This window comes from Paeniglutamicibacter sp. ORCA_105 (assembly GCF_045798545.1).
Taxonomy (GTDB): domain Bacteria; phylum Actinomycetota; class Actinomycetes; order Actinomycetales; family Micrococcaceae; genus Paeniglutamicibacter; species Paeniglutamicibacter sulfureus.
On sequence record NZ_JBIXLM010000015.1, the window covers coordinates 67,961 to 91,880 of the forward strand.

General features: G+C 65.7%; 21 protein-coding genes. 7 read left to right on the forward strand and 14 right to left on the reverse strand.

The genetic code is table 11. The features are described from left to right. Positions 1 to 96: 96 nt before the first annotated feature. On the reverse strand, positions 97 to 1,338 hold the full coding sequence (locus ACIPUB_RS09570; protein ID WP_407607162.1) for a serine hydrolase domain-containing protein: 1,242 nt from the start codon (positions 1,336 to 1,338) through the stop codon (positions 97 to 99). 388 nt (positions 1,339 to 1,726) lie between these two features. On the opposite strand from ACIPUB_RS09570, the gene ACIPUB_RS09575 reads away from it, so the two are divergent. Both ACIPUB_RS09575 and ACIPUB_RS09580 read left to right on the forward strand, forming a co-directional pair. Then, a complete protein-coding gene (locus ACIPUB_RS09575) occupies positions 1,727 to 1,987 on the forward strand; it encodes a GlsB/YeaQ/YmgE family stress response membrane protein (protein WP_407607163.1) in 261 nt (86 codons plus the stop codon). Positions 1,988 to 2,162: 175 nt separating this feature from the next. Next, positions 2,163 to 3,062 (forward strand): diacylglycerol/lipid kinase family protein, encoded by a 900-nt coding sequence (locus ACIPUB_RS09580; protein ID WP_407607164.1) that lies wholly within the window; start codon positions 2,163 to 2,165, stop codon positions 3,060 to 3,062. Between the two features lie 45 nt (positions 3,063 to 3,107). On the opposite strand, the gene ACIPUB_RS09585 is transcribed toward ACIPUB_RS09580, so the two are convergent. From ACIPUB_RS09585 to ACIPUB_RS09605, 5 genes are all read right to left on the reverse strand, one after another. Next, positions 3,108 to 4,187, reverse strand: a complete 1,080-nt coding sequence (locus tag ACIPUB_RS09585) for a LacI family DNA-binding transcriptional regulator (protein WP_407607165.1) — start codon at positions 4,185 to 4,187, stop codon at positions 3,108 to 3,110. A gap of 38 nt (positions 4,188 to 4,225) precedes the next feature. Further along, positions 4,226 to 5,113: a glycerophosphodiester phosphodiesterase family protein gene (locus tag ACIPUB_RS09590; RefSeq protein WP_407607166.1), complete on the reverse strand. Its 888-nt coding sequence runs from the start codon at positions 5,111 to 5,113 to the stop codon at positions 4,226 to 4,228. Position 5,114: 1 nt separating this feature from the next. Continuing rightward, positions 5,115 to 6,893 carry an ABC transporter permease gene (locus ACIPUB_RS09595; protein WP_407607167.1) on the reverse strand — a complete coding sequence of 593 codons (1,779 nt, stop codon included), beginning with the start codon at positions 6,891 to 6,893 and terminating at the stop codon, positions 5,115 to 5,117. Continuing rightward, positions 6,890 to 8,008: an ABC transporter ATP-binding protein gene (locus ACIPUB_RS09600; RefSeq protein ID WP_407607168.1), complete on the reverse strand. Its 1,119-nt coding sequence runs from the start codon at positions 8,006 to 8,008 to the stop codon at positions 6,890 to 6,892. The genes ACIPUB_RS09595 and ACIPUB_RS09600 overlap by 4 nt, the downstream gene beginning before the upstream one ends. 62 nt (positions 8,009 to 8,070) lie before the next feature. Continuing rightward, entirely contained in the window at positions 8,071 to 9,150 is a 1,080-nt protein-coding gene (locus ACIPUB_RS09605) for an extracellular solute-binding protein (RefSeq protein WP_407607169.1), read from the reverse strand. A gap of 277 nt (positions 9,151 to 9,427) precedes the next feature. Between ACIPUB_RS09605 and ACIPUB_RS09610 the strand changes: the two genes are divergently transcribed. After that, positions 9,428 to 10,843: a glycerophosphodiester phosphodiesterase family protein gene (locus ACIPUB_RS09610; RefSeq protein WP_407607170.1), complete on the forward strand. Its 1,416-nt coding sequence runs from the start codon at positions 9,428 to 9,430 to the stop codon at positions 10,841 to 10,843. 318 nt (positions 10,844 to 11,161) lie between these two features. Here the strand turns inward: ACIPUB_RS09610 and ACIPUB_RS09615 are convergent, their stop codons facing one another. Both ACIPUB_RS09615 and tdh read right to left on the reverse strand, forming a co-directional pair. Further along, entirely contained in the window at positions 11,162 to 12,361 is a 1,200-nt protein-coding gene (locus tag ACIPUB_RS09615; protein WP_407607171.1) for a glycine C-acetyltransferase, read from the reverse strand. Positions 12,362 to 12,410: 49 nt separating this feature from the next. After that, complete coding sequence (tdh, locus tag ACIPUB_RS09620) at positions 12,411 to 13,457, reverse strand: L-threonine 3-dehydrogenase (RefSeq protein ID WP_407607172.1); 1,047 nt, start codon at positions 13,455 to 13,457, stop codon at positions 12,411 to 12,413. Positions 13,458 to 13,587: 130 nt separating this feature from the next. Between tdh and ACIPUB_RS09625 the strand changes: the two genes are divergently transcribed. Next, positions 13,588 to 14,496 (forward strand): LysR family transcriptional regulator, encoded by a 909-nt coding sequence (locus ACIPUB_RS09625; RefSeq protein WP_407607173.1) that lies wholly within the window; start codon positions 13,588 to 13,590, stop codon positions 14,494 to 14,496. A gap of 75 nt (positions 14,497 to 14,571) precedes the next feature. On the opposite strand, the gene ACIPUB_RS09630 is transcribed toward ACIPUB_RS09625, so the two are convergent. Genes ACIPUB_RS09630 through ACIPUB_RS09640 form a run of 3 tightly spaced genes read right to left on the reverse strand, consistent with a single transcriptional unit; the run spans position 14,572 to position 16,336 of the window. Then, positions 14,572 to 15,516 (reverse strand): phosphotransferase, encoded by a 945-nt coding sequence (locus tag ACIPUB_RS09630; RefSeq protein WP_407607174.1) that lies wholly within the window; start codon positions 15,514 to 15,516, stop codon positions 14,572 to 14,574. After that, positions 15,513 to 15,908, reverse strand: coding sequence for a VOC family protein (locus ACIPUB_RS09635; RefSeq protein WP_407607175.1), 396 nt, complete (start codon positions 15,906 to 15,908; stop codon positions 15,513 to 15,515). The genes ACIPUB_RS09630 and ACIPUB_RS09635 overlap by 4 nt, the downstream gene beginning before the upstream one ends. Next, positions 15,905 to 16,336 carry an ArsR/SmtB family transcription factor gene (locus tag ACIPUB_RS09640; protein ID WP_407607176.1) on the reverse strand — a complete coding sequence of 144 codons (432 nt, stop codon included), beginning with the start codon at positions 16,334 to 16,336 and terminating at the stop codon, positions 15,905 to 15,907. Before ACIPUB_RS09640 ends, ACIPUB_RS09635 begins: the two co-directional genes overlap by 4 nt. A 201-nt stretch (positions 16,337 to 16,537) precedes the next feature. Here ACIPUB_RS09640 and ACIPUB_RS09645 point away from each other — a divergent pair, with 201 nt between their 5' ends. Together ACIPUB_RS09645 and ACIPUB_RS09650 are read left to right on the forward strand one after the other, a co-directional pair. Further along, on the forward strand, positions 16,538 to 17,593 hold the full coding sequence (locus ACIPUB_RS09645; RefSeq protein ID WP_407607177.1) for an SH3 domain-containing protein: 1,056 nt from the start codon (positions 16,538 to 16,540) through the stop codon (positions 17,591 to 17,593). A 123-nt stretch (positions 17,594 to 17,716) separates the two neighbouring features. Further along, complete coding sequence (locus tag ACIPUB_RS09650; protein WP_407607178.1) at positions 17,717 to 19,501, forward strand: HNH endonuclease signature motif containing protein; 1,785 nt, start codon at positions 17,717 to 17,719, stop codon at positions 19,499 to 19,501. A 159-nt stretch (positions 19,502 to 19,660) separates the two neighbouring features. Here the strand turns inward: ACIPUB_RS09650 and gatB are convergent, their stop codons facing one another. From gatB to gatC, 3 genes are read right to left on the reverse strand one after another with little or no spacing between them, the layout of a single operon-like run. Continuing rightward, a complete protein-coding gene (gatB, locus tag ACIPUB_RS09655; RefSeq protein ID WP_407607179.1) occupies positions 19,661 to 21,175 on the reverse strand; it encodes an Asp-tRNA(Asn)/Glu-tRNA(Gln) amidotransferase subunit GatB in 1,515 nt (504 codons plus the stop codon). 2 nt (positions 21,176 to 21,177) lie between these two features. Next, positions 21,178 to 22,725 (reverse strand): Asp-tRNA(Asn)/Glu-tRNA(Gln) amidotransferase subunit GatA, encoded by a 1,548-nt coding sequence (gatA, locus tag ACIPUB_RS09660; protein WP_407607180.1) that lies wholly within the window; start codon positions 22,723 to 22,725, stop codon positions 21,178 to 21,180. A gap of 3 nt (positions 22,726 to 22,728) precedes the next feature. Then, the gene (gene gatC, locus ACIPUB_RS09665) at positions 22,729 to 23,025 is read right to left on the reverse strand and encodes an Asp-tRNA(Asn)/Glu-tRNA(Gln) amidotransferase subunit GatC (protein WP_217389748.1); all 297 of its coding nucleotides are present in this window, start codon (positions 23,023 to 23,025) and stop codon (positions 22,729 to 22,731) included. Between the two features lie 144 nt (positions 23,026 to 23,169). On the opposite strand from gatC, the gene ACIPUB_RS09670 reads away from it, so the two are divergent. Then, positions 23,170 to 23,568, forward strand: coding sequence for a hypothetical protein (locus ACIPUB_RS09670; protein WP_407607181.1), 399 nt, complete (start codon positions 23,170 to 23,172; stop codon positions 23,566 to 23,568). Positions 23,569 to 23,920 lie beyond the last annotated feature (352 nt).

The following is a 23,920-nucleotide window of genomic DNA, read 5'->3' on the forward strand; positions in this document are numbered from 1 at the left end:
CAATATGATCCGTGCGGCCGGCGCCGTCGTTGAAGGCCGGGTGGAACGCCGGTCCCCGCTCAAGCGCCGGTTCGAGGGCGAGGGTCCAATGATGTGTTAGCTCGATAGCTCCTGTTCCAAGGGCACCGGCGCCGAGGCGGTCTCGACCTCCACCAAAAGCGCCGCGGCGATGGCGTCGAAGGCGCGCAAGGTGGGGAACAGCCTGGCGGGATCCTGCGGGACCGGCCAGGTGGAAAGCTTCACCGCCACCACCTGGGCGGGGCGGTTGATGTAGACCATCTGCCCGTGGATGCCCAGGCAAAGGACGACGTCGTTGCCCTCGTAGGGGAACCACATCTGGTTCCGGTACATCCCGCCGGGCATGAGGTTGTCGACAGGGCTGTCGGCGAAAGCGTCGCGGGAGTCCGGCGCCCCGGCCAGGGTCTGCTCGATCCACTCGGACGAGAGCACGCGCTCACCGGTCAGGGAGAGGCCATCGTTGAGGAAAAGCGAGCCGAAGCGGGCCATGTCGCGCAGCGTGGCGTTGATCCCGCCGTCAAAGACCGCGGTGCCGAACTGGTCTATGCCGATGGACGCATCGGATTCGGCACCGAGCTTGCCCCACACCAGGTCCGACAGCAAGGTGCCCATCGGCAAGCCGGATACGGCCTCGCAGATCCAGCCAAGCATGTCCGTTTCGCAGGAGCGGTATTCGAAGACGCCGCCATGGGCGGTCTTTCGTTCCAAGGTCCGCAGGTACGGGTACATGCCCTTGGGCCCGGGCGCCTTGGCGGGCGCCCAGCCGATGGCTTGGTCCAGGATTCGGATTCCTGCGGCAGGGTCCAGGTAGTTCTCGGAGAAGTCGATGCCGGAGCGCATGTCCAGCAGCTGGCGCACCGTGGCCCCGGCATACCCGGTCTCGGCGAGTTCGGGGAGGTAGTCGGTCAGCTGCCCTTCAGGATCCAGGATTCCGGAGTCACACAGCGCCCCGGCGACCGCACCGACCAGTGACTTGCTCACGGACATCAGCAGATGCTCGGTATCGGCGGCCATCCCTCCGAAGTACTGCTCGGTGAGCACCTGGCCGCGGTGCAGCAGCATCCATCCATCGGTCTCCGTGGTGGCCATGACCGAGCCCACGCTCATGTGAACTTCCCCGGCAAAGGCCGGCGGCAGGATGACGGAATCCAGGTCGCGATGCCCTTCCGGAAGCTGCGCCACCGGACCTTCCCCCCGGGAAACGCTCGCCGTGGGCAGGATCTCGGCCATGTGCTGGAAGGCCCACCGCTGATTCTCGGGCAGCCGCCAGCTGTTCATGTCCACCGGTTGTGCCGGGAATTCCGGGTTCGTGTTGTTCATGGGAGGAAGCACCTTTCAGTTGCTACACCGTTTGTTCGTATGGACATTACCACCGGGAGATCTCCCCCGTCCCGATTTGTGCATCCTCCCAGCCGAGTCGATGGCCAACGTGACGCGAGGCGGGAGGATCCCGAGACAACACTGTCGCAACGACCCGGTCATGCGCCGGCGATCGGCGGTTCAATATCGTTCCGAAGCGGTCACAGCCGTCAGTGGAAAGGCCCAGGCCACGGAGCGTGCCGCCGTGAAAAGGGACATTGGGCCCTCTTTCGGGACAAACCGCGTGGCTCCCTGCCAATTGGCTGCACGCCAAAAAGGTATGCAATAGGCTTTTAAATGTTGGAATCGCCAGCGAGCGTCAAGTCAACCCAGAGATAGGGCCAGAAAAATGATCGGATTCATCGTCGCGGGACTAGCCATTGGTGCCCTCGCTCGACTCATCAAGCCGGGCAAGCAAAACCTAAGCCTGCTTGTCACTCTCTTGCTTGGACTTGCCGGTTCGGTCATCGGCGGGGTCATCGCGAACCTGCTGGGCACCGGCGACATCTTCGAGCTCAACGTCGTCGGATTCATCGTCGCCGTCGTTGCAGCGGTGCTCCTGGTCGGCGTTGCCGAAGGCCTGTCGGGGCGCCGCAACTCGGTTCGCTAAGCGAAATGGCAGCGTTGGGCCTTGCGAATACAACGCCGGAAAAGGCATCTGCCCCCTGAGTACATCGGTGCAGGTGTCTTTTTCGTATCGCAACCAGTTTCCCGGCCGATAGGATGTCGGAATCGGTCACGGGGATCACACTGTCATCGTTCACTGCCTACCGGGGGAACACACCATGGAAACCGCGCGCATCTTCGAGTCAATCGTGATTATTTTCAACCCGAACAGCACGGGGAATGCCCCCAAATTGGCCGAAGAACTGAGGGACCGGTTGGTTGGCCTGCTCCCCTACCGGGCGCGCATCATCCTGCAGCCCACCGAACATGCAGGCCATGCCGTCGAGCTGGCCCGGGAGGCCGCCGCCAACCACGCCAACGTGCTGGTCGTTTCCGTCAGCGGGGACGGGGGCTACAACGAGGTCGTCAACGGGGTCATGCAAAGCGGCAACCCGGACGCCGTTTGTGCCGTCATGGCCGCCGGCAATGCCAATGACCACCGCTCCAGCATCGGCACCAAGCCCCTCGAGGAGGCCATTGCCGAAGGCCGCGTGCGGAGGATCGATCTGCTGCACATCACCACGGGAGAGGACGGTGATCTTCCCGGGGAATACGCGCACTCCTACATCGGCTTCGGACTCACTCCGGTGGTGGCCATCGACCTGGAAAAGGGCAGCAAGGGAGCGCTGAAGGAAATGGTCACCGTGGTCCGCACGTTCTCGAAGTTCAAGCCATTCGGGATGCGCCATCCAAACGGACAACACCAGAAGCTGGACAGCCTGGTCTTCGCAAACATCCCCGAGATGGCGAAGTACGCCACGCTCAGCGAGGCCGATGACCAGCCCCGCGACGGGAAATTCGAGGTGATCCTCCTGCCCCACCAACCCAAGTGGCGTGTCCTGCTGACCGCCGCACGCGCCGCAACGAAGGGGCTGGGAGACCAGCCGAGCACCGACAATTACGAGTTCACCACGCTCAAGCCGATACCGTACCAAATCGACGGCGAAGTCAGGAGTGCCGAAGCCAATACCGTGGTCCGCGTGACCAGCGTGCCGCGCGCCCTGCCGATCGTCGGCTAGCGGCGCGGCCGGTGCCGGGCATCCTGGCTTATGGCGCCGGACAGTTTACGCGGCCGGGCCCAGCGTTGTCCCGGGCACGAAGTCGCCGGCGAACTTTTCGTGTCGGACCTCGGTGCCGCCCGGGTTGCTCATGAGGTTCTCCAGGATCTCGACGCCGCGTTCGGCGACCCGCTCCACCGGGATGCGCAGGGTAGTCAATCCGATCAGGTCGAGACCCGGGATGATGCCGTCGCAACCCGTCACCGAAATGTCACCCGGAACATCCAGCCCGGCGGCACGGGCGGCGCGCAGGAAGATCATCGCGCGGTTGTCGTTCGGGAACATGGCGGCAGTGGCCCGGCCGTCGCGTGCCAGTTCCAGGATGCGGTCGATGCCGGCCTCCGGCTGGCCGAAGGCGTCGGTCTCGACCCGGTGGACCATCATCCCGCGGCCTTCAAGATGGACGGCCATGGAGCTGCCCCGGCGGTTCTCCGCGGTGGATACCCGGGCGGATGGAATCAGCACCGCGACGGACAGGTGTCCGGCGGCGGCGACCTTGTCGGCCAGCGTCGCGCCATGGACGTCCTCGTCGTAGGAAATCCCGTGGATCCGGGGATGGTTCTCGATCCGGCCCACCGACACCACCGGCACGCTGTCCAGGAACGGTTCCAGGTCGACGGCCTTGATCACGCCGGTGGAGACCAGCAGCCCGCCGACGCGCAGGCCGAGCATGCGGCGCAGTGCCGCGAGCTCGTCCTCGACCCCGACCTTCCAGTGCGGCACTGCAGTGATGAGCTCCAGCCCGTGGTTGCTCGCCGCTTCCTGCACGAGTGAGTGCAATTGGCCGTACGCAGGATTCCGCGGGTCCCGCAGCAGCAGGCCGACCAGGTCGGACTTGCGCTTGGAGAGTCCCTGCGCCATGGCATTGGGCACATAGCCGAGTTCGCGCACGGCCTTGAAGACCTGTTCCCGTGTTTGCGGCGAAACCGGCGGGTTGCCCACCAGCACCCGGGAGACGGTCGCACGAGAGACGTTGGCTGCCCGCGCAACGTCCTCCATCCGGACTTTCAGGCCCTCGCGCCGCACCTCCGCGACCACGCGGGAGCGGGATTCCTCCATCGTCCGTGCCCTCGGTATTCCGGGCATGCTCCGCTCCCCTTCCCCTGCTTCACTAGGTCCAATCCTCATCTTATGGCCATTTCCCCGGCGTTCCGGGCCGACTCCGCCTGCCGTCGGTCGCGGTAGGGAACCAGCAAGCCGGGCCAGTCGGTCTGGATCACGTCGGCACCCAGGCCGATCAGCTTGCCCCAGCCCTCGTCCGGGGCTCCGAGCACGGAGGTCTCGTCGTCGAAGCCCGCGAAGAGCGGAACCCGGTTGCTCAGGTTGATAGCGTTGAGCAGGGCGAACAGGCCCTGCCCGTGCAGCCACCGGATGTATCCGGGTTCGACGAACTCATGCTCAGGTCCCGGGGCGATCAATTCCATGCCCACGGTGTTGATGCCTTCGGTCGCCAGCACCTGGAGCACCTCCTGGTGGGACCTGACGATCGGTGCGTACGGATACTTCACCGGGTGCGCGGCGAGCAGGTCCAGCAGCTCCGCTTCGACGGGCGACTTGAACAGCAGACGGCCCGGTTCCGGCAATAGGTCCAGGTACGGCAGCAGCCGTGGCCAGGAACCCCAGGAACGGTCCACGTTGAACAGGGTCTTCGGGTGGGCGCGGAGCACGTCTTCCAGCTTGGCCACCCGCAGGGGCTCCCCCGGGTGCGAGCACCATTTGTAGCCCAGCTCCAGGATCCGGTCCGTGGAGAGCGTGCGGATGTTCTCGGCAATGCCGAAGTGCATTGCTTCGTAGCCGTCGTGGAACAGGAAGAAGTCCCCGTCGGTGGATTCGATGACATCAATCTCCACCATGTCGGCCCCCTGGGCCAGGGCTGCGGCGACGGCGGGCCCCGTGTTCTCCGCTATGCTGCCCAGCCCGGTGCCACGGTGCACCGCGACCAGGGGGCTTCGCCGTACGAAGGCGGCGTTGAGCGGCTCGTTGATCCGTGCGTAGGTGCTCTGTCCAAACATGTCAGTTCCTCGGGGTTATTGTCGCGGCGGTTTGGGTTGGGGTGTCCGCCGGTGCCGTGGCTTTCGCCCTTTTCCTGTGGCTCCCGGTCGAGGGCCGGCCGTAGACCAGCCACATGGTGGTCGCGGTGATCAGCATGAGCAGCACGGTGTAGACGAAGGTCAGTGCCGTGCCGTCGTTAAGCGTGTCCTCCGCGGTGGCGTTCTTGATGACGATGCCCAGCGGCTGGTAGAGCGGGTGGGAGACGAACACGGCGGTGTCGTAGTCATCGAGCAGGCTGTTGAAGTTCAGCGCCGCGATGGCCGCCGCCGTCGGTGCCACCACGGGCAGCAGCACCAGCCGGAAAGTGGTCAGCGGGCCTGCCCCGAGGATCGCCGCTGCCTCCTCGAGCTGGTCGGGGACGCCGGTGAAAGCGGCCTTGAGCATGCGCAGGGTGAACGGGATCTTCAGGATCACGTAGGTGATGCCCAGCAGCGCCACCGTCCCGGTCAGCACTACGTTGCCCATGATCCAGCTGCTGTGGTCGTAGGCGATGATCAGCCCCAGGGCAATGAGCGTCGAGGGCAGGATCCACGGGATGTGCAGCACGAACTCGATGCAGGCACTCACGCGGTTGCGGTACTTCTGCAGCAGGCGCGCCACGAACAGCATTCCTGCCACCACGGTGATCGAGGCGAACGCGCCGTAGCCGATGGAGACCAGGAACGGCCAGAAGGCCTCGTAGTCGGTGAACACCAGCTCGTAGTTTGCCAGCGTGAAGCTCTCCCACGACAGGGTCCCGGAGCTGATCGCCGAGGCGCTGGTGAAGGAGAAAACCACGATCAGCAACGGAGGCAGCACATAGACGGCCAGCAGCAGGTAGGCGGCGGCGTGGACCCCGGTGTTGGCCCACCGATTCTCGATTCGCTGCTTCTTCAGCGCCGCCGGGGCCTTGGACACCGCGAAGTAGGTGCCGCCCTTCTCCATCCGGTTCAGGATCCCCAGCAGGAGAATGGTGGAGACCCCGAGCACGATGGCCAGCGTGGCGGCCAGGTCGCGCGAAGACGGGGAGTTGGCGAAAGTGAGGATCATCGGGGTGATGGTCTGGAATTCGGTGCCGCCCAGGACCTGCGGCGCTGCCAACGCACCCAGCCCGCCCAAAAAAGTCAGGATGGTGATGGCGTAGAGCATGGGGCGGATGGTGGGCAGCACGATGGTGAGCAGCACCCGCCAGGTGGAGGCGCCCATCATCTTGGCCGCCTCGATGGTTTGGAAGTCAACACGCGCCAGTGCATTGGTCATGAACAGCAGGTGGTTGCCGGTTCCGGCCACCGTCATCACGAACACCACGGCGGCCATGCCGGTGAACCAGGCCCGATCCATCTGGGGGAATGCGCCGGCCAAAAGGTTGGTCACGAAGCCGTGCTCTCCGTAGATGATTTTGTAGCCGGCCACCTGGACGATGCCGCCGTAGATGAGCGTCGTCGCATAGCCCAGGTAGAGGAAGCGGGCGCCCCTGATGTCGAAGTAGCGGGTCGCCAGCACGATGAAGACGCCCACCAGGTTGACCGTCACCGAAAGCACCACGGCCAGCAGGAAGCTGTTGCGCAGCGAGTCCATGGCCCGTTGCGAGGAACCCAGCCGTTCGAAGGCGCGGAAGCTCGGTTGGCCGCCGGGCACGAAGACCTCGCCCAACAGCCGCAGGTTGGGCCACACCAGGAAGGCGGCCGAGAACCACAGCAGCACGACTGCCACCACGATGAACAGCGGCGAGCGCAACATCTTGCGCACCGAGGTGCTCATCGGGAAGCCTCCGCGAGCAAGGACGCTTGCTCCGCTTTTGCCTGTTCCGTTGCGGTGCCTGCAGGCGCATACTGCAGCACGTCCGCCGGATCGATGCCCACGAGAACCGGGTCGCCCGCCGCGAAGCCGGGGTGCCCGCTCTCCTGGAGCATGCCCTTGACCACTCCCTGGTCACGTCCTGCCAGCTGGACCCGGTAGCTGCTGTAGACCCCGTGGTACTGGCGCGAGAGCACGGTGCCCGGCAGCATGAGCCGCCTGCCGTTCCCACACGAGACGTCGTCCGGGGTGTGCAGCCCCACCTTCTCGACGCGGAGGTACGACGGCGAGCGGGCATCAAGCGCGCCCGTTCCTGCACTGACGCGTGCGTTCTCCGCGAGGGAGGTAACGGTTCCGGCGGCAAGCCGGTTGACGTCGCCGATGAAGTTGCAGACGAACTCCGTCGCCGAACGCATGTAGACCTCCTGCGGGGTCCCCACCTGCTCGATCCGGCCCTTGTTCATCACGGCGATCCGCGTGCTCATGGTCAGCGCCTCGTCCTGGTCGTGGGTGACGTAGACGGTGGTGATGCCGAACTGCTCCTGCAATTCCTTGAGCTGGCCCCGCAGCTGGTGGCGCAGCTTGGCATCCAGGTTGGACAGGGGCTCGTCCAGCAGCAGGATCTTGGGGCGCAGCACCAGGGCGCGGGCGATGGCGACGCGCTGCTGTTGGCCGCCGGACAGCTCCGTCACGCCCTTGCCTAATTGTTTGCCGTCCAGTTCCACCGCCGCAGCGATCTCGTCCACGCGCCGCATGGTCTCGGCCTTGGAGACTCCGGAAACCTTCAGGCCGAAGCCGATGTTCTCGCGGACCGTCATCGTGGGGAACAGCGCATAGTTCTGGAAGACCATGCCGATCTGGCGGCGCTGGCTGGGCAGGTGGGTGACTCGCTTGCCGTCGATGTGGACATCACCCGCGGTGGGATCGATGAACCCGGCCAGCGTGCGCAGGGCGGTGGACTTGCCGCAACCGGAGGGGCCGAGCAGGGTGAAGAACTCGCCTTCCTCGATTCTCAGGTTGAAGCCGGGGAGCGCTTGAAAGTCGTCGAAGACGACGTCGATGTTCTCATAATTGATCATGGCAATGGTCCTGTTCTCGGGGTTCCCAGGTTTCCCCCGGGCTCCGCGAGAGCGGGGAATTCCTACTTCCGGTACTCGAGTTCGATCTTTTCGACCCAGGCGTCGATGTTTTCGGCCACCAGCGCCCAGTCGATGTCCTGCGGGGTGAAGGCGTCGGTTTGCGCGATGGCCTGCTGGTCGGCGTCCGCGACGGCCTTGGTGTTGGTCGGCGCGGTGAAGAACTCGTTGGACCAGTCGGCCTGCACCTTGGCGCTGCCGAACCAGTCAATGAAGTCCTGAGCGGCCGCGGCCTGATCGGTGCCCTTGACCATCGCCACGTGCTGGACGGAGAACGGCACGCCGATCTCGGGCTGGACGGCCGTGGTCTTGACCCCGTACTCGGCCTCGCGGCTGTTCTTGCCGGCGAGCCACATCTGGCCGGCATCCACGGTTCCTGCCTTCATCCGTGCGTACAGGTCCTCGCCCTTGACCGCGGTGTTGCCGTGCTCGAAGTAGGCGGCCATCTGGTCCCAGCCCTCCTGGCTGATGCCCAGCTCGCCGTTTGGATCGGCGTAGCGGGCCAGGATGCCGGAGTACACCATCTGCGTGGTCGCCCCGGTGGAAGCCAGAGGCACCTCGTAGCGTCCCTTGAACTCGTCCTTGGTCCAGAGGTCGGTCCAGTCCTTGGGGGCGTCGGCGGGCTTGTACGCGGCATCGTTGACCACCAGCATGATCGGCTCGCGGACGATCGGCCAGAACGTCTTGCCTTCTTCGTCGCCCATCGCCGCGTCGACCTCGCCTGACCAGGCCGGGGTGTAGGGCTCGAGCACATCTTGGGCCTTGAGCTTCTCGAAGTACACGTTGTTCATACCGAAGGTCACATCCGCAATCGGGTTGTTCTTCTCGGCACTGAGTCGGTTCATCACGTCGCCGCCGCCAAGGTCGACCAGCTCCAGGTCGAATCCGGCTTCGGCGGCCTGGGCCGTCAGCCAGTCGCCTCGCCCGTCGGAGACGGAGTTGCTGTAGACCACCAGGGTCTCGCTGCTTCCCCCGGCCGAGGCCGAGTCGGACCCCGGCGCGCAGGCGGTCAGCAGGATCGATCCGGCGACCAGGGCGGACGCCGTGGTGAGGATGCGTTGTTTGGTGAATGGTCGGACATTCATGGGGTAGCTCCGTCTTCTTGGGCTCGATGGATGTTCCACAGTCGGGATGAACGCGCGATCATACGTGAGCAGACTTTTCCCCGCACCGTCTTAATTTGTGGGATGCATCCGGATGAACGCGCGTTCATCAGCAAGTGTGCAGGCGGCGTTCAACCGGGTGACCAATATCGGGTGAACCGGAAATGAACAGGTCACCGAAAGGACTATTGCTTCCGTCACCTGCGGTTAGGCTGGGAACGACTTTTCTCCGCTCCGCACCTTAGTAGGAGCGATTCCGATGAACCACCGCACACTGACCGCAACCGCCTGCCTCTTGCTGGCGCCTCTCGGGCTGGGCCTCACCGCACCGGCTCTTGCCGCGCCCTCCCCCGGCGCGGGTTCGGACACCAACCTGTCCTTCCAGCAAATCAAGAACGAGCTGGCGAACCATTCGCCGTCCGCCAAGCTGCTGGTGGCCGCCCACCGCGGCCAGTGGCGCGAAGCCCCCGAGAATTCCCTCGCAGCCATCGACCTGGCCATCCAGGACGGGGCAGAGATCGTGGAGATCGACGTACGCCTGACCAGCGACGGCGTGCCAGTCCTGATGCATGACACCACAGTGGACCGCACCACGGACGGCAAGGGCCGCGTGGAGGAAATGACCCTGGCCGAGATCAAGCAGTTGCACCTGCGCGAGGGCTTGGGCAGCAAGAAGGCCACCGTCACCAACCACTCTGTCCCGACGCTCGAGGAGGCCATGGCCGTGGTGAAGAACCGGGCAATGGTGAATCTGGACAAGGGCTGGGACTACCGCGAACAGATCCTGCCGGTCCTCAAGGCTACGCGGACCGTGGACCACGGCATCTTCAAGGGCAGCCCCACTGTCGACGCCGCCGAGGAATTCATGGCCCGCGACAGCCGGATCCAGTACATGCACATCGTGAACGACGCCACCGCCAGGCAAGCCTTCGCCTTCGAAGGCCGGCAGCCCGTGGCGGTGGAGGTTGTATTCGATTCCGTCTCCGATGCCCAGGCCCAGCCCGATTACCTGGAAAAGCTGGCCGGCCAGAGCCGCGTGTGGGTCAACTCCATGTGGAACTCGCTGGCAGCGGGGAACACTGACGAAGCCGCACTCCGTCAGGATCCCGCGCTCGGCTGGGACAACCTCGTCACCAATTACGGGGCCACCATGATCCAGACGGACAACGTGGAAACCCTCGACTACTGGCGCGATGGCGGTTCCCTCGAACTCTGGGACCGGCAGCCCGGTACCAACACCGTCCGCGTCCAGGCCGAGGACTTCCTCAGCGGAGCCGAAAACCACGGCGAAACCGACGAGAACAAGTGCCTCGAGCGGACCCTGCGCCCGACCGAGACCGTCGACGCCTGCAACCTCGACGGCGCCAACATCCTCCAGTACATCCGCGACGGCGAATGGGTGACCTACGAAGTCGACATCACCACACCGGGCCTCTACGCCGTTTCAGGACGCGTTTCCTCCGACGTCGAACCTGCCGGCACTGTCATGCTGGACTGGGGATCCACCCGGGAGGAACCGGTCGCCATCAAGAACACGACGCATAACCGGAACTTCGAACGCCAGGAATGGGACCAGCGCTACCTTGAGCGCGGAACCCACCGCTTCACCGTGCACTTCACGGCCCCGGATTACGTCTCCTTGGACGACATCCAGTTTGACCGCGCCATCGGCTAATTGATCGGTCCGGGCTTTCAACCGCAAAGTGTCGGCACCACCCCATAAGGTGTGCCATATCTGCACCAGTGGCAGGGATCCCCGGAAAGGCGGTGAAACATGGGTAAACCGTCCAAGCCGTCAAAGGCTGCGCTTTCCAAGGCCGGATCCAAACTTGCCTCGGATTCTTCGAGCAAGTTCGCCAAGTCCAAGGCCGGATCGACGCTCGGCAAAGGCTAGGCAATCAAATCGTGTTCGCGGTTCGCTTGCGCCTGCTTAACCCAGGATCGCCTGCACTCCCCCAATCTGGGGAAGTGCAGACGATCTTTTGGTTGACCTTTAGCGGCTGGCGACGAAGGCCTGCACGCAGGCCTCGATGTCCTCGGCCGAGTGCGCGGCCGAGAGCTGCACGCGGATGCGCGCGGCGCCCTTGGGCACCACCGGGAAGCTGAAGGCGGTGACGAAGACACCGTGCTCCAGCATCTTCCCGGCAACCTCGGCGGCCTTGACGGCATCGCCGAACATCACCGGGATGATGGCGTGCTCGCCCTCGAGGAGGTCGAAGCCCTCCTCGGTCATCCGTCGGCGGAAGAGCGCGGCGTTGGCGAAGAGCTTCTCGCGCAGCTCCGCCGAGCCCTCGACGAGCTCGAGCGCCTTCAGGGTTGCCGCGACGATGGCCGGGGCCAGCGAGTTGGAGAACAGGTAGGGACGTGCTTTCTGGCGCAGCATCGCCACGATCTCCCCGCGGCCCGAGACGTATCCGCCCGAGGCGCCGCCCAGGGCCTTGCCGAAGGTCCCGGTGTAGATGTCCACACGGTCAGAGACACCCGCGTGCTCGGGGGTGCCGGCGCCGGTGGCGCCCATGAAGCCCACCGCGTGGGAGTCATCGACCATGACCAGCGCGCCGTACTTGTCCGCCAGATCGCAGATCTCTGCCAGCGGTGCCAGGTATCCGTCCATGGAGAAGACGCCGTCGGTGACGATGATGGTGCGCCGGGCGCCCTTTCCGTCGTTCATCGCGGCCGCTGCCTGCAGCTGGGTTTCCAGGTCCGCCATGTCCTGGTTCGCGTAGCGGAAGCGGGCCGCCTTGGACAGGCGGATGCCGTCGATGATCGAGGCGTGGTTCAACGCGTCGGAGATGATGGCGTCGCCAGCGCCGAAGAGCGATTCGAAGACGCCCCCGTTGGCGTCGAAGCAGCTGCCGAACAGGATGGTGTCCTCGGTGCCCAGGAACTTGGAGACCTCGGCCTCGAGTTCCAGGTGCAGGTCCTGGGTGCCGCAGATGAAGCGGACCGAGGCCATGCCGAAGCCGCGGGAATCCATGGCGTCCTTGGCGGCTTGGATGATGCGCTCGTCGTCGGCCAGGCCCAGGTAGTTGTTAGCGCAGAAGTTCACGACCTTCTTGGCCGCGGCGCCGAGCTCGCCGGCTTCGATGCGGGCGGACTGGGCCGAGTCGATGTGGCGTTCGGACTTGAACAGGCCGTCGGTGCGCAGCTGCGCCAGTTCTGAGGCCAGCTCGTCTTTCATGGTGGTGTACATGTGCTTCTCCTGGAAGTCGCGTCGAAGGGGGAAGGAGGCTTGGGGAAGTTTAGAAGACGGTCCAGTCCAGGACGACCTTGCCGCCGTGGCCCGAGCGGGCTGCGTCGAATCCGGCTTCCCATTCGGTGGCCGGCAGGAAGTCGGTGACCACGGAGGAGATGCGTTCACGCAGCACCGGGTTGGAGGTGAGCATGGCGCTCATGGCGTACCAGGTCTCGAACATCTCGCGGCCGTAGATGCCCTTGAGCGTGAGCATGTGGGTGACGACCTTGCCCCAGTCGATGTCGATGGAGCTGGAGGGCAGGCCCAGCATGGAGATGTGCCCGCCGTGGTTCATGTTCTCGATCATCTCAGGCAGGGCCGTGGGGTGTCCGGACATTTCCATGCCGAAGTCGAAGCCCTCGAGCATCCCAAGCTCGCGCTGGGCGTCCTTGATGCGGGTCTTGGACACGTCGATCGCCAGGTCCACGCCCATGCCGCGGGCCAGTTCCAGGCGCTCGGGCGACACGTCGGTGATGGCGATCTTGCGGGCCCCTGCGTGGCGGGCGACGGCGACGGCCATCAGCCCGATGGGGCCGGCGCCGGTGATCAGCACGTCCTCTCCGACCAGCGGGAAGGACAGTGCGGTGTGCACGGCGTTGCCGAACGGGTCGAAGATCGCCCCGAGTTCAGGGGTGATCGAGGGATCCCGGTGCACCCAGACGTTGGCTTCGGGAATGACGACGTATTCGGCGAAGGCGCCGTCGCGCTGCACGCCCACCGAGACGGTGTTGATGCACATCTGGCGTCGGCCGGCACGGCAGTTTCGGCACATCCCGCAGACCACGTGGCCCTCGCCGGAGACCCGGTCCCCGACCTGGACGTTGTGGACGTCGGACCCGACCTCCACGACTTCGCCGTAGAACTCGTGTCCCGGGATCATCGGTGCCTTGATCATGGCCTTGGCGGCGTCGTCGTAGGCCTGGATGTGCAGGTCGGTGCCGCAGATGCCGGCTGTCATCACGCGGATCTTCACGTCGTGGAAGCCGGCGAAGGGTTCGGGGCGGTCAACGAGCTCGAATCCGGCGTGGGGTCCGGACTTGTACAGTGCCTTCATCGATGTTTCCTCACTTGCGCCGATCCAAGCGCGTTCATGGACGATTCGACTCCAGTCTGGCATCTTGCGCCAGTGGTGGATACCTTAGAAGATACGCAGGTTTCTCAATCAACGATTTAGGATTGACTACATGGAAGTCCACCAGTTGCAGATCCTGCGCGAACTCGGCGACCTTGGCTCGGTCAAGGCCGTGGCCAGCGCCCTCTATGTCACCCCCTCTGCCGTCTCCCAGCAGCTGGCCCTGCTGCAGCGCAACATCCACGTGCCGCTGACCCGCAAGGAAGGTCGGAACCTGGTGCTCACCGAGGCCGGCGAGGTGCTGGCAGCCGCCGGGGCCTCGGTGGTCTCCTCGTTGGCGGCCGCGCGGGCCGCCATCGGCGAATTCCAGGAAAGCCCTGCCGCGCCGGTGACGGTCGCCGGGTTCCACTCCGTGGGACAGGCACTCTTCGGCCCGCTGCTGGCCAAGCTCGAGGCCCCCGGCGCCCCGGTGCCGCAGTTCTTCGACGAGGATGTCGCCCAGCAGGACTTCCCGGCGCTGACCGCACGCTACGACCTGGTGCTGGCCCACCGGATGGACTACTCCCCGCCCTGGCCCGCGGACCGGGTGGTCGTCTCCGCACTCGCACACGAACCGCTGGACATCGCTCTTCCCTCCCACCACCGGCTCGCGGCCCGTGAGACCCTGCGCCCTGCGGATCTCGTCGGCGAGCGCTGGGTGGTCAGCCGCGAAGGCTACTCCCCCGCCGACGTGCTCAAGGCCATCAGCGCTGTCTCCGGGGACGCACCGCGGGTCATCCACCGCATCAACGACTACGCCACCGTCGCGGCGCTGGTGGCCTGCGGGGACGTGCTGGGCATCATCCCGCGATATACCGCAGGATCCGCGCTGGGCACCTCCGTGGTACTCCGTCCCCTGGAGGGCATCGCCAACCGGCGGCGCATCGACCTGCTGGCGCGGCCCGAATCCATGCACCGGCGCAGCGTGCAGCTGGTGGCCGCCGCCATGGGCCAGGCCATGGCAGAGCTCAGCGTCGACTGACCATCCGGGCTCCAGTGCACCACGAAGCCACGCCACGGGGACCACACATCCCCTGGATATCGGGTAGGCAGGGGATCACGTCGGGCCCAGCAAGTGTTCTATGCCGTGGGTGCCAACGGCATGCAACGGATCACCGGACGGCAGTCCGGCCATCAGCACCGCGTAGTTCACTGCCCAGGCCCGGGCGCGAACCCATGTGCCGGGAGAATACAGGCCGTGGCCGGCCAGCCGCTCCCGGAATTCCTCCATTCCCGACGGTGTGAAGTGCAACCACGCAACAGCCAGGTCGCCGGCCGGGTCACCCGCCGTCAGGTCGCCGAAGTCGATCACCGCGCTGAGCCCGGCCGGCTCGTGCCCGGTGCCGGCCGCCGGTTCCCCGGCGCCCGCCTCCTCGTGGACGAGCATGTTGTGCGGATGCGGATCCCCGTGCAGCCACAGGCGCGGGCCGACGTGTTCCATCTCGGCAAGACCCTGCTCCCAGAGCGCCAGCAGTGCCCCGCGCATCGGGGCGGCCACTGCCTGAAGGCGCGACCGCACCGCCTGGTCACGTTCGCGCAGCGGCACCCCGCGCACCGGGTTCCGCGGGGCATCGGCCGGGGCAGGCACATGCAATGCCCTGAAGAACGCAGCCAGCGCCGCGGCATAGCCGTCGCGCGCCGCCGCCGGCACCGATGCCGCACTGGAACCGGCAAGCCAGGGCACGATCACCCAGTGGTACGGGTAGCCTTCCCCCGGCTTCCCGCGATTCACCGGCACCGGAACGGGCAGCGGCAGCCGGGGAGCCAAGAACGGCAGCCAGCGCATCTCGTTCAGCAGCAACCCATGGGCAGCCGCCCGGCGAGGCAGGCGCACGGCAAGGTCGGGCCCCAGCCGGTAGATGGCGTTGTCCCAGCCGTCATCGGCGAAACCCGGCTCCAGGTGGGCCAGCTCCGGGAATTGCGCGCGCACCAAGGTACCGACCATCTCCGGATCGACGCCTACGTCCGCCGCGGGCCGAGGCGTGGAGCCGATGGGGCTCATGCGTCCTCGTTCATCGCCGCAATCTGGATCAGGTTCCCGCAGGTGTCATCGAACACCGCCGTGGTGACGGGCCCCATGGCGGTCGGTGGCTGGGTGAATTCCACGCCCAGGCCCACCAGCCGTTCGTATTCCGCCTGCACATCGGCGACGGCGAAGGATGTGAACGGGATCCCGTCGGCCACCAGCGCATCGCGGAACGGTCCCACGGCCGGGTGGTTGGCCGGCTCAAGCACCAGCTCCACCCCGTCGGGTGCCTCGGGCGAGACGACCGTCAGCCACGAGAACTCACCCATCGGCACGTCGTTCTTTTTCACGAATCCCAGCTTGGTCGTATAGAACTCCAGCGCCTTGGCCTGGTCGCTGACAAGCACGCTGGCAAGGTTGATTCTCACGATGTATTTCCTTTCGACGACGAAGCGCCGGCGCGCGGTGCGCCCGTACCCGTGGTTGGTGTGGCGGTGAAGGTGCCGGATTCCGTGCCGGGGGCCGGCGCGGCCGGTTTCCGCTCGGACTGCGCATTCCCCGGGCGGGCCGCCTCTGGCCCGGCGGGCGGCCAGCGCACAGCGATCCGGCGCAACGGCGAGGTGTCAGCGTAGTGGAATTTGTACCGGCCCGACCGCTCGCTGTGGACCAGCCCCGCCGCCTCGAGCACCTGCAGGTGTTGCGAAATCGCCTGTCTGCTGGGATTGATGCCGTGACGGGAGGCCAAACGGTTGCAGATTTCAAAGAGCGTCTGGCCGGTGCGATCCACCAGCTCGTCCAGGATCGCGGCCCTGGTCGGGTCCGCCAGCGCCTTCAGCAGCTCTTCCACATTCACCATTAAGGCAAGTCACTGCTTGCATGTCAAGGGACGGCTGCTCCTCCGGACAGTGGCCGGCGTCGTGGCCGCGGAACCCACGGGGTCATCGACAGCGGGGCGTGAGATCCCGCGTTCCCAAACCCCTTGTCCCGGTGGCAGCGGGGGGAGGAGAATATCCCGTTAGGGGATCGGTTGGGGCCGGTCGATATTGGGGGAAGCTTCATGGTTAAGCTGACGGGCATGTTCAGGACAATTTGCGGTGCGGCTTGTGGGATCCTTGCTGCAGCAATCGTGGCTTCCGGAGCCGGCGCCGCTCCGCCGACGGTCCACCAGGCATCCGCGGTGACGATCGCGCAGCCAGCTGCCACGTTGGCCGCCGTCCCGGGCGCCGTGAAGGTGGCGACGGCGAAGCTGCCCGCGCTGCTGACTACCCAGGCCAACCTGAATCTTCGCACGGGCAGCAGTACCCGGACGCGGATCATCATCACCATCCCGAAGGGGACGAGCGTCAAGGTCCATGCCCGTGCCTCCAACGGCTGGTACAAGGTCACCTACAAGTCGCGCACCGGCTGGGCCAGCGGCCAATATCTTGCCGCCAGGAAACCCGTCAAATCCGGAACCAAGCTGCCATCCATTCCGCTCGCCCACCAAAACCGCGGGCCCAACAAGACCTCGCGCGTGGTCTTGACCTACGACGACTGCCCACGCACCTTGTCCTCGTTCAAGTCCGTGATCAACTACGCCGGCAAGTCGAACATCGGCCTGGTGCTGGCACCCACGGGCGATTGCCTCGTCTCCTTCAAGCGCCGCTACGGCGTGGATCTTGCAGCCCTGGCCCGTTCCAAGGGGCAATGGGTCATCAACCACTCGGCAAACCACGTCGACCTGCGCAGGCTCAGCTGCACGAAGGGTGCCCGCGAGCTCCGCGGCACCGGCGTCCGCACCAACTACGGCCGGCCTCCCTACGGTGCGATCAATTCGAACGTGCGATGTGCCTATGCCCGGGCGGACATGAAGATCTGGACGTGGACCCACGACACCCTGGACTGGATGGTGCGCTCGAAGCAGACCACCGTCGCCCGGGCCGGTGCTGCCAAGCGCGGTGACACCGTGCTGATGCATATGCAATGGGAAGGATTCACCCCGGATTCAATTCGGCAGATCCGCAACCGCCTCTCCGACCGCGGCATCGGCATTTGCCGCGCCTATCACGGCAAGGACGGCAGGGGCGCCGTGGCCAGGACCCCTGTGTATCTCCCGTCCTCGTTGCCCTGTTGAATATTCGGGGTTCCTGGATTGGCCGCATATCCCCATTCATGTGCTGCTGTCCCTCCTGCAACAGTTATCCACATGCCCGCGTATCGAGCCCCGCAGCGGCATTCAGCGGCGCATGCTTGACCCATGACCACAGCAGCGGCCATCGCCCTGCTCGCGGGAGACCGCGAGGATCCGAGGTACCCAGCGACCCCGGACGATGAGCTGCGCGCCTACACCGCCCTGGCGCTGGCCCTCGAGGAACTGGCCCCGCGCATCGCCAAGCACACCAGCTCGCCCGCAGACGCTGCCTACTTCGTACAGGTGGTCGAACGAACCCACCGCAGCACCGGCTTCGCCCAGCTCTCTGCCACCGATTTGGCCCAGCGTACCCTGGTCCGCGAGCTGCCCGAAGACACTTTGGTGGGGATCAACCGGTGCCTCGCGGACCCGCCCGCCTACATCGACGGAACCATTGACCTGCCCGAAGCGCCCGCCACCCCGCCGAAGGGACGGCCCACTTTCAAGGACACCACCGAGTTCCTGCAGTACACGTTCCGCATCGGCTTCGTCGAGGCCCGCGATCGCGTACGCGCCGCCGCCCGGCTCTTCCCGCGCACCGATGTCCACGGCATCGAGCAGCCGCCGCAATTCCCGTTGCTGGCCGAAGCACTCGCGGACGGCAAGGCCTCGCCCCACCAGCTTGCCGATGCCGCCAAGAAGCTTGAGCGGATGCAGCCGGAGATCAAGCAATACCCGAACTCCGACGAACTGGCCGCCCGGTTGGAAGCCCAGGTCGCCGAATCCGTGCGGGAACAAGATCCCCGCACCACCAACAAGCTGTTCAACGCCATCCAGGTCGCGCTCGATCACGGCGTCAAGGAACCCTCCGAGGAAGTGCTGCGCACCAAGCTCGGCGCTTTCTACCGCGGCACCAACGCCGGGATCGCCGAGTTTCTGTTGCGGGTCCGGGCGGCAGACGCCGAGCTCCTGCTCGCGCTGTTCGCCCAATTGGACAACCCGCGGACCAAGACCGGGGACCGCGACGCACTTGCCCAGCAGGCCGTCGGTGCTTCCAGCGGCACCGGTGGCTCTAACGGCTCCAAAGTTTCCGGTGCTTCCGCCGAAACACCCGAAGCCGTCGTCGTGGACGCCGGGAACGGCACGCAAACCGGCACCGCCCCCTCGCTGCCGGACTTCCCCGACTTTCTGGTCGATCCCGCGACCGGCCTCCCGCTGACCGACCCCACCGAAGCCAGCAAACTCACCCTGGGTCCACTGCCGACGGAGGCGGACATCCTCGAAGCCATGAACAACACCGGCTATGGCGCCGACGGCTTCACCCCGCCGCAGCGACATCTCCAGGGCCTGATGAACCTGATCAAGACCAATGGCAGACCAACCAAGGGCACCAAGACCGCGGGGCTTCCCTCACCTGAACTCTTCATCATCACCACGCTGGCCGAACTTGAGGGAAAGGCGGAACAATCGGGACTCACGGCACACGGTCAACGGTTCACGCCGGCGGAGTTGCGGCAACAGCTGTGTAACGCCGGAGCCATCCCCATCACCATGGGCGGGAAATCCCAGATCCTGGACCTCGGCCGCGAGCAAAGACTCTTCACCGACTACATGCGCGTGGCGATCCTCGGCATCTACGGCGGCTGCATCTTCCCCGGTTGCACTGTGCCCCCTGAGCATTGCGAGATCGACCATGACGACGAATGGGCCAAGGGCGGAACAACCAAGATCAATGACGGGCGGCCATTCTGTTCCGGGCACCACCATGCCAAGCACACCGGGCTGATCGACGTCGTTCGGGACACCGACGGGCTCTTTTCCGTCATCCTGCCCAAATTTATGGATCCCGAGCAAAAGCCCAGACGCAACATCTTCTGGCGGCAGTTCAACAGCAACCCGACGTTGTTCTAGTTTTCCTGGCTTGCCAAACACGGAAGCGCCCGGGCGGGCGCTCCCCGCTTCGTGGTCGACAGGTGTGCGAAGCATGAACCAGTCCGCCCCCCAACGCAGTCGAGCCCCGGTCCCCCACGCGAAGCGGGGATCCGGGGCTCGATGCCGTAAAGCGGGGAACTAGCCCTCGATGCCCAGCTTTTCAAGCACGATTTCGCGCACGCGGCCGGCGTCGGCCTGTCCGCGGGTGGCCTTCATGACCGGGCCCATGAGGGCGCCGATGGCCTGGAGCTTGCCGCCCTTGACCTTGGCAACGACATCCGGCATGGCTTCCATGGCGGCATCAACTGCAGCACCCAGTGCCGAATCGTCGTTCACCACGGCCAGCGAGCGCTTCTCGACGACCTCGGTCGGGGTACCCTCGCCGGCGACCACGAACTCGAGCACCTGGCGGGCGATCTTGTCGTTGATCTTCTTTCCCTCGATCAGCGAGTTCAGTTCGACGATGGTGGCCGGTTCGACGCCCAGATCCAGGATCTCGACATCGGCGTTCTTGGCCAGGCGGGCGATCTCGCCCATCCACCACTTGCGTGCCACCGCGGCGCTCGTGCCCGCGGCAATGGTTTCCTCGATCGCCTCGGTGACACCTGCATTGACGACGTCGCGGAACTCGGCATCCGAGTAGCCCCAGTCGGCCTGCAGGCGCTTGCGGCGCTCGGCCGGCGGCTCGGGCAGGCGGGCGCGCAGCTCCTCGATCCACTCGGGAGTGGTGACGACCGGAACCAGGTCCGGCTCCGGGAAGTAGCGGTAGTCATCCGCGTCGGACTTCGGGCGGCCCGAGGTCGTCGTGCGGGTGTCCTCGTGCCAGTGTCGGGTTTCCTGCACGATGGCTGCACCGGAGTTCAGCACCGCTGCGTGGCGCTCGATCTCGAAGCGCACCGCGTGCTCCACAGCGCGCAACGAGTTCACGTTCTTGGTCTCGGTGCGGGTGCCGAACTTCTCGGCGCCCTTGAGCATGAGGGAGACGTTGGCGTCGCAACGCACGTTGCCGCGCTCCATCTTCGCGTCGGAGACATCCAGCGCCTTGACGATCTCGCGGATCGCCGCGACGTAGGCCTTGGCCAACTCGGGGGCGCGCTTGCCGGCACCCTCGATGGTCTTGGTGACGATTTCGACCAGCGGGACACCGGAACGGTTGTAGTCGACCAGCGAGTAGTCCGCACCCTGGATGCGACCGGTGGCCCCGCCCATGTGGGTGAGCTTTCCGGCGTCCTCTTCCATGTGCGCGCGCTCGATCTCCACGCGGAAGACCTCGCCGTCCTCAAGCTCGATGTCCAGCCAGCCGTCGTAGGCGATCGGGTCGTCGTACTGCGAGGTCTGGAAGTTCTTCGGGGTGTCCGGGTAGAAGTAGTTCTTCCGGGCAAATCCGCAGGTCTCGGCAATCTTGCAGTTCAGCGCCAGGCCGATCATGATCGCGTATTCCACCGCGGTCTTGTTGACCACCGGCAGCACGCCGGGCAGGCCCAGGCAGACCGGGGTCACGTTGGTGTTGGGCGTATCGCCAAACACGTTCGGTGCCGAGGAGAACATCTTGGTCTTGGTGTTCAGCTCGACGTGGACCTCGAAGCCCAATACCGGGTCGTATTTCTCCAGTGCGACGTCGAAGTCGACCAGTTCATCGGTGTATGAAGCCATAGTTAGGCAACCCCTCCAGTGGTGGCGGCGGACAGCTCGGGGGCCTGGTCGATCAACCGGCCACCCCACTTGTCTTCCAGCAGTTTTTCAAGTGCCGCACCGGCACGGTACAGACGGGCGTCTTCGCGGGCCGGGGCCAGGAACTGGATCCCGACCGGCAGGCCCTCGGACAGCCCGCCCGGAACGGTGATGCCCGGGATCCCGGCCATGTTCGCCGGAATGGTGGCAACGTCGTTGAGGTACATGGCCAGCGGGTCATCGGTCTTGGAACCGATCTCGAAGGCGACGGTCGGGGACGTCGGGGAGATCAGCACGTCGGCCTGCGCGAACGCAGCGTCGAAGTCGCGCTGGATCAGCGTGCGGACCTTCTGCGCCGAGCCGTAGTAGGCGTCGTAGTACCCGGCGCTCAGCGCGTAGGTGCCCAGGATGATGCGGCGCTTGACCTCGTCGCCGAAGCCCGCGGCGCGGGTGGCACCCATGACGCGTTCAATGGTCAGCGGACCCTCCGTGGGAAGCACGCGGGTGCCGAAGCGCACGCCGTCGAACTTGGCCAGGTTGGAGGAGACCTCCGAGGGCATGATCAGGTAGTAGGCACCGAGTGCGTACTTGAAGTTCGGGCAGGAGACCTCGACGATTTCGGCACCCGCGGCGCGCAGCGCCTCGAGCGACTCGTCGAAGCGTGCCTGGACGCCGGCTTCGTAGCCTTCGCCCTGCAGTTCCTTGATGACGCCGACGCGCACGCCGGTCATGTCGCCGGAGGCGCCGAGCTCGGCGGCCTCAACGAGGGCCGGAACCGGCTCGTTCAGCGAAGTGGAGTCGGCCGGGTCGTGCCCGCCGATCAACTCGTGCAGGTAGGCCGAGTCCAGCACGGTGCGGGTGACCGGGCCGATCTGGTCCAACGAGGAGGCCATGGCAATGGCGCCGTAGCGCGAGACCCCACCGTAGGTCGGCTTCACGCCGACGGTGCCGGTGACGGCACCCGGCTGGCGGATCGAGCCGCCGGTGTCGGTGCCCAGTGCCAGCGGTGCCTCGAAGGCGGCAACCGCCGCGGCCGAGCCGCCGCCGGAGCCACCCGGGATGCGGTCCAGGTCCCACGGGTTGCGGGTCGGGCCGTAGGCGGAGTGCTCGGTGGAGGAACCCATCGCGAACTCGTCCAGGTTGGTCTTGCCCAGCATCGGCAGCTTTGCGGCACGGACCTTCTGGATCACGGTCGCGTCGTACGGGCTCATCCAGCCGTCGAGCATCTTCGATGCCGCGGTGGTCGGCTGGCCCTTGGTGACGATGAGGTCCTTGATGGCGATCGGCACGCCTGCGAACGGGTGCAGCGCCTGCGCGTCGGCTCCGCCGGCGGCGCGGATGGCGTCGACCTCGGCGGCAACGGCCAGTGCTTCTTCGGTGTTCACGTGCAGGAAGGCGTTGATTCCGCGTTCCCCGCCGTCAACCTCGGCGATGCGGTCCAGGTGCGCCTGCACGGCCTGTACGGAGGTGACTTCGCCATTGCGCAGCTTGGCCGCGAGTTCGGTGGCGGAAAGATGGATGATCTCGTTCATGAATTACTCTCCATCCAAAATGGCCGGCACCTTGAAGCGGGTGTCGACGGAGTCCGGTGCGTTCATCAGCGCTTCCTCGGCGGTGAGCGTCGTTCCCACGACGTCCTCGCGGAACACGTTCGACAGGGCAATGGGGTGCGTGGTGGCCGGGATATCGGCCGAGGCGGCCTCTGAGACCGACGCGATTGAATCGACAATGACACCGAGTTCGCCGGTCATTTTGTCCAGCTCGGCATCGCTCATCTCGATGTGGGCCAGCTGCGCCAAATGCGCAACGTCCTCACGGCTGATGGCAGACATGTATCTCCCTAGGTGGGCGGATGGGGTTTCCCCCCTAGTCTAGTACGCCCGGCCACCGCCACCGGCTTCGAGTGGCCCGCCCGCAGGGCCCTGCCCGGCCCCGCCCGGCCCGGGGCCAGAGAGCCTTCCGTCTAGGAGAATTCGATGACAGTACCGCGCACCGATGCACCGGCTTCGGTCCATGGTGGGCTGACCCACGCCGCGGCGCCCGAAGGGCCCGCGACCCCCGGCCACGGGGCGGCGGATCATGGTGATCGCGCCGCTTCCGGTACCCGCGCCGGAACCACCGACGGCGGCGCGATCCACGCCGACCAGCGGCTCGAGACTGTGCGACTCGTTCTGGTGCTGTGCCTGGACCTAACCGGCCAGCAGCGCGCGAACCTGCGCCTGCCACACAGGGTGTCCGGTCCCGTCGTAGATCCAGCGCTTGCCAAGCACCCCGTTCCGGCGGGGGCGTCCCTATCATTTACACCAGCACTTCTCGGGGTTTTTGCTACAACTCATTGGAAAGCCATGAGCCGGTACTTCTTGGGCATGGCGTAGCGACCCGGTCCGGCTGGTGCGGACCGGACCGGGGACCGGCGAAGGTCGCCACGGCTAGCGAAGATGCAACGATTTCACCGAAGCCTCGCAGGTCTCGGCCGGGCCGGGCGTCGGCGGGGCTGGCGGACCGGTCCGGAAGCGCTTGGCCATCAGGTTCACCGCCGTTTTGGTCTCCGCGGACCAGGCTTTGGGCATCATCGCCGCGGGGTGTCGCCCGTCAAGCAGCCAGATCTCCGGACTGCCGAATGATGCATTCGGTCATCATCTACCGCTTGTTTTGCGCGGGAGAGATGCATAACCCGGGCTGGAACAGCCCGCATGACAGCTGGAAGCCGACCTTCGCCTACGGCGG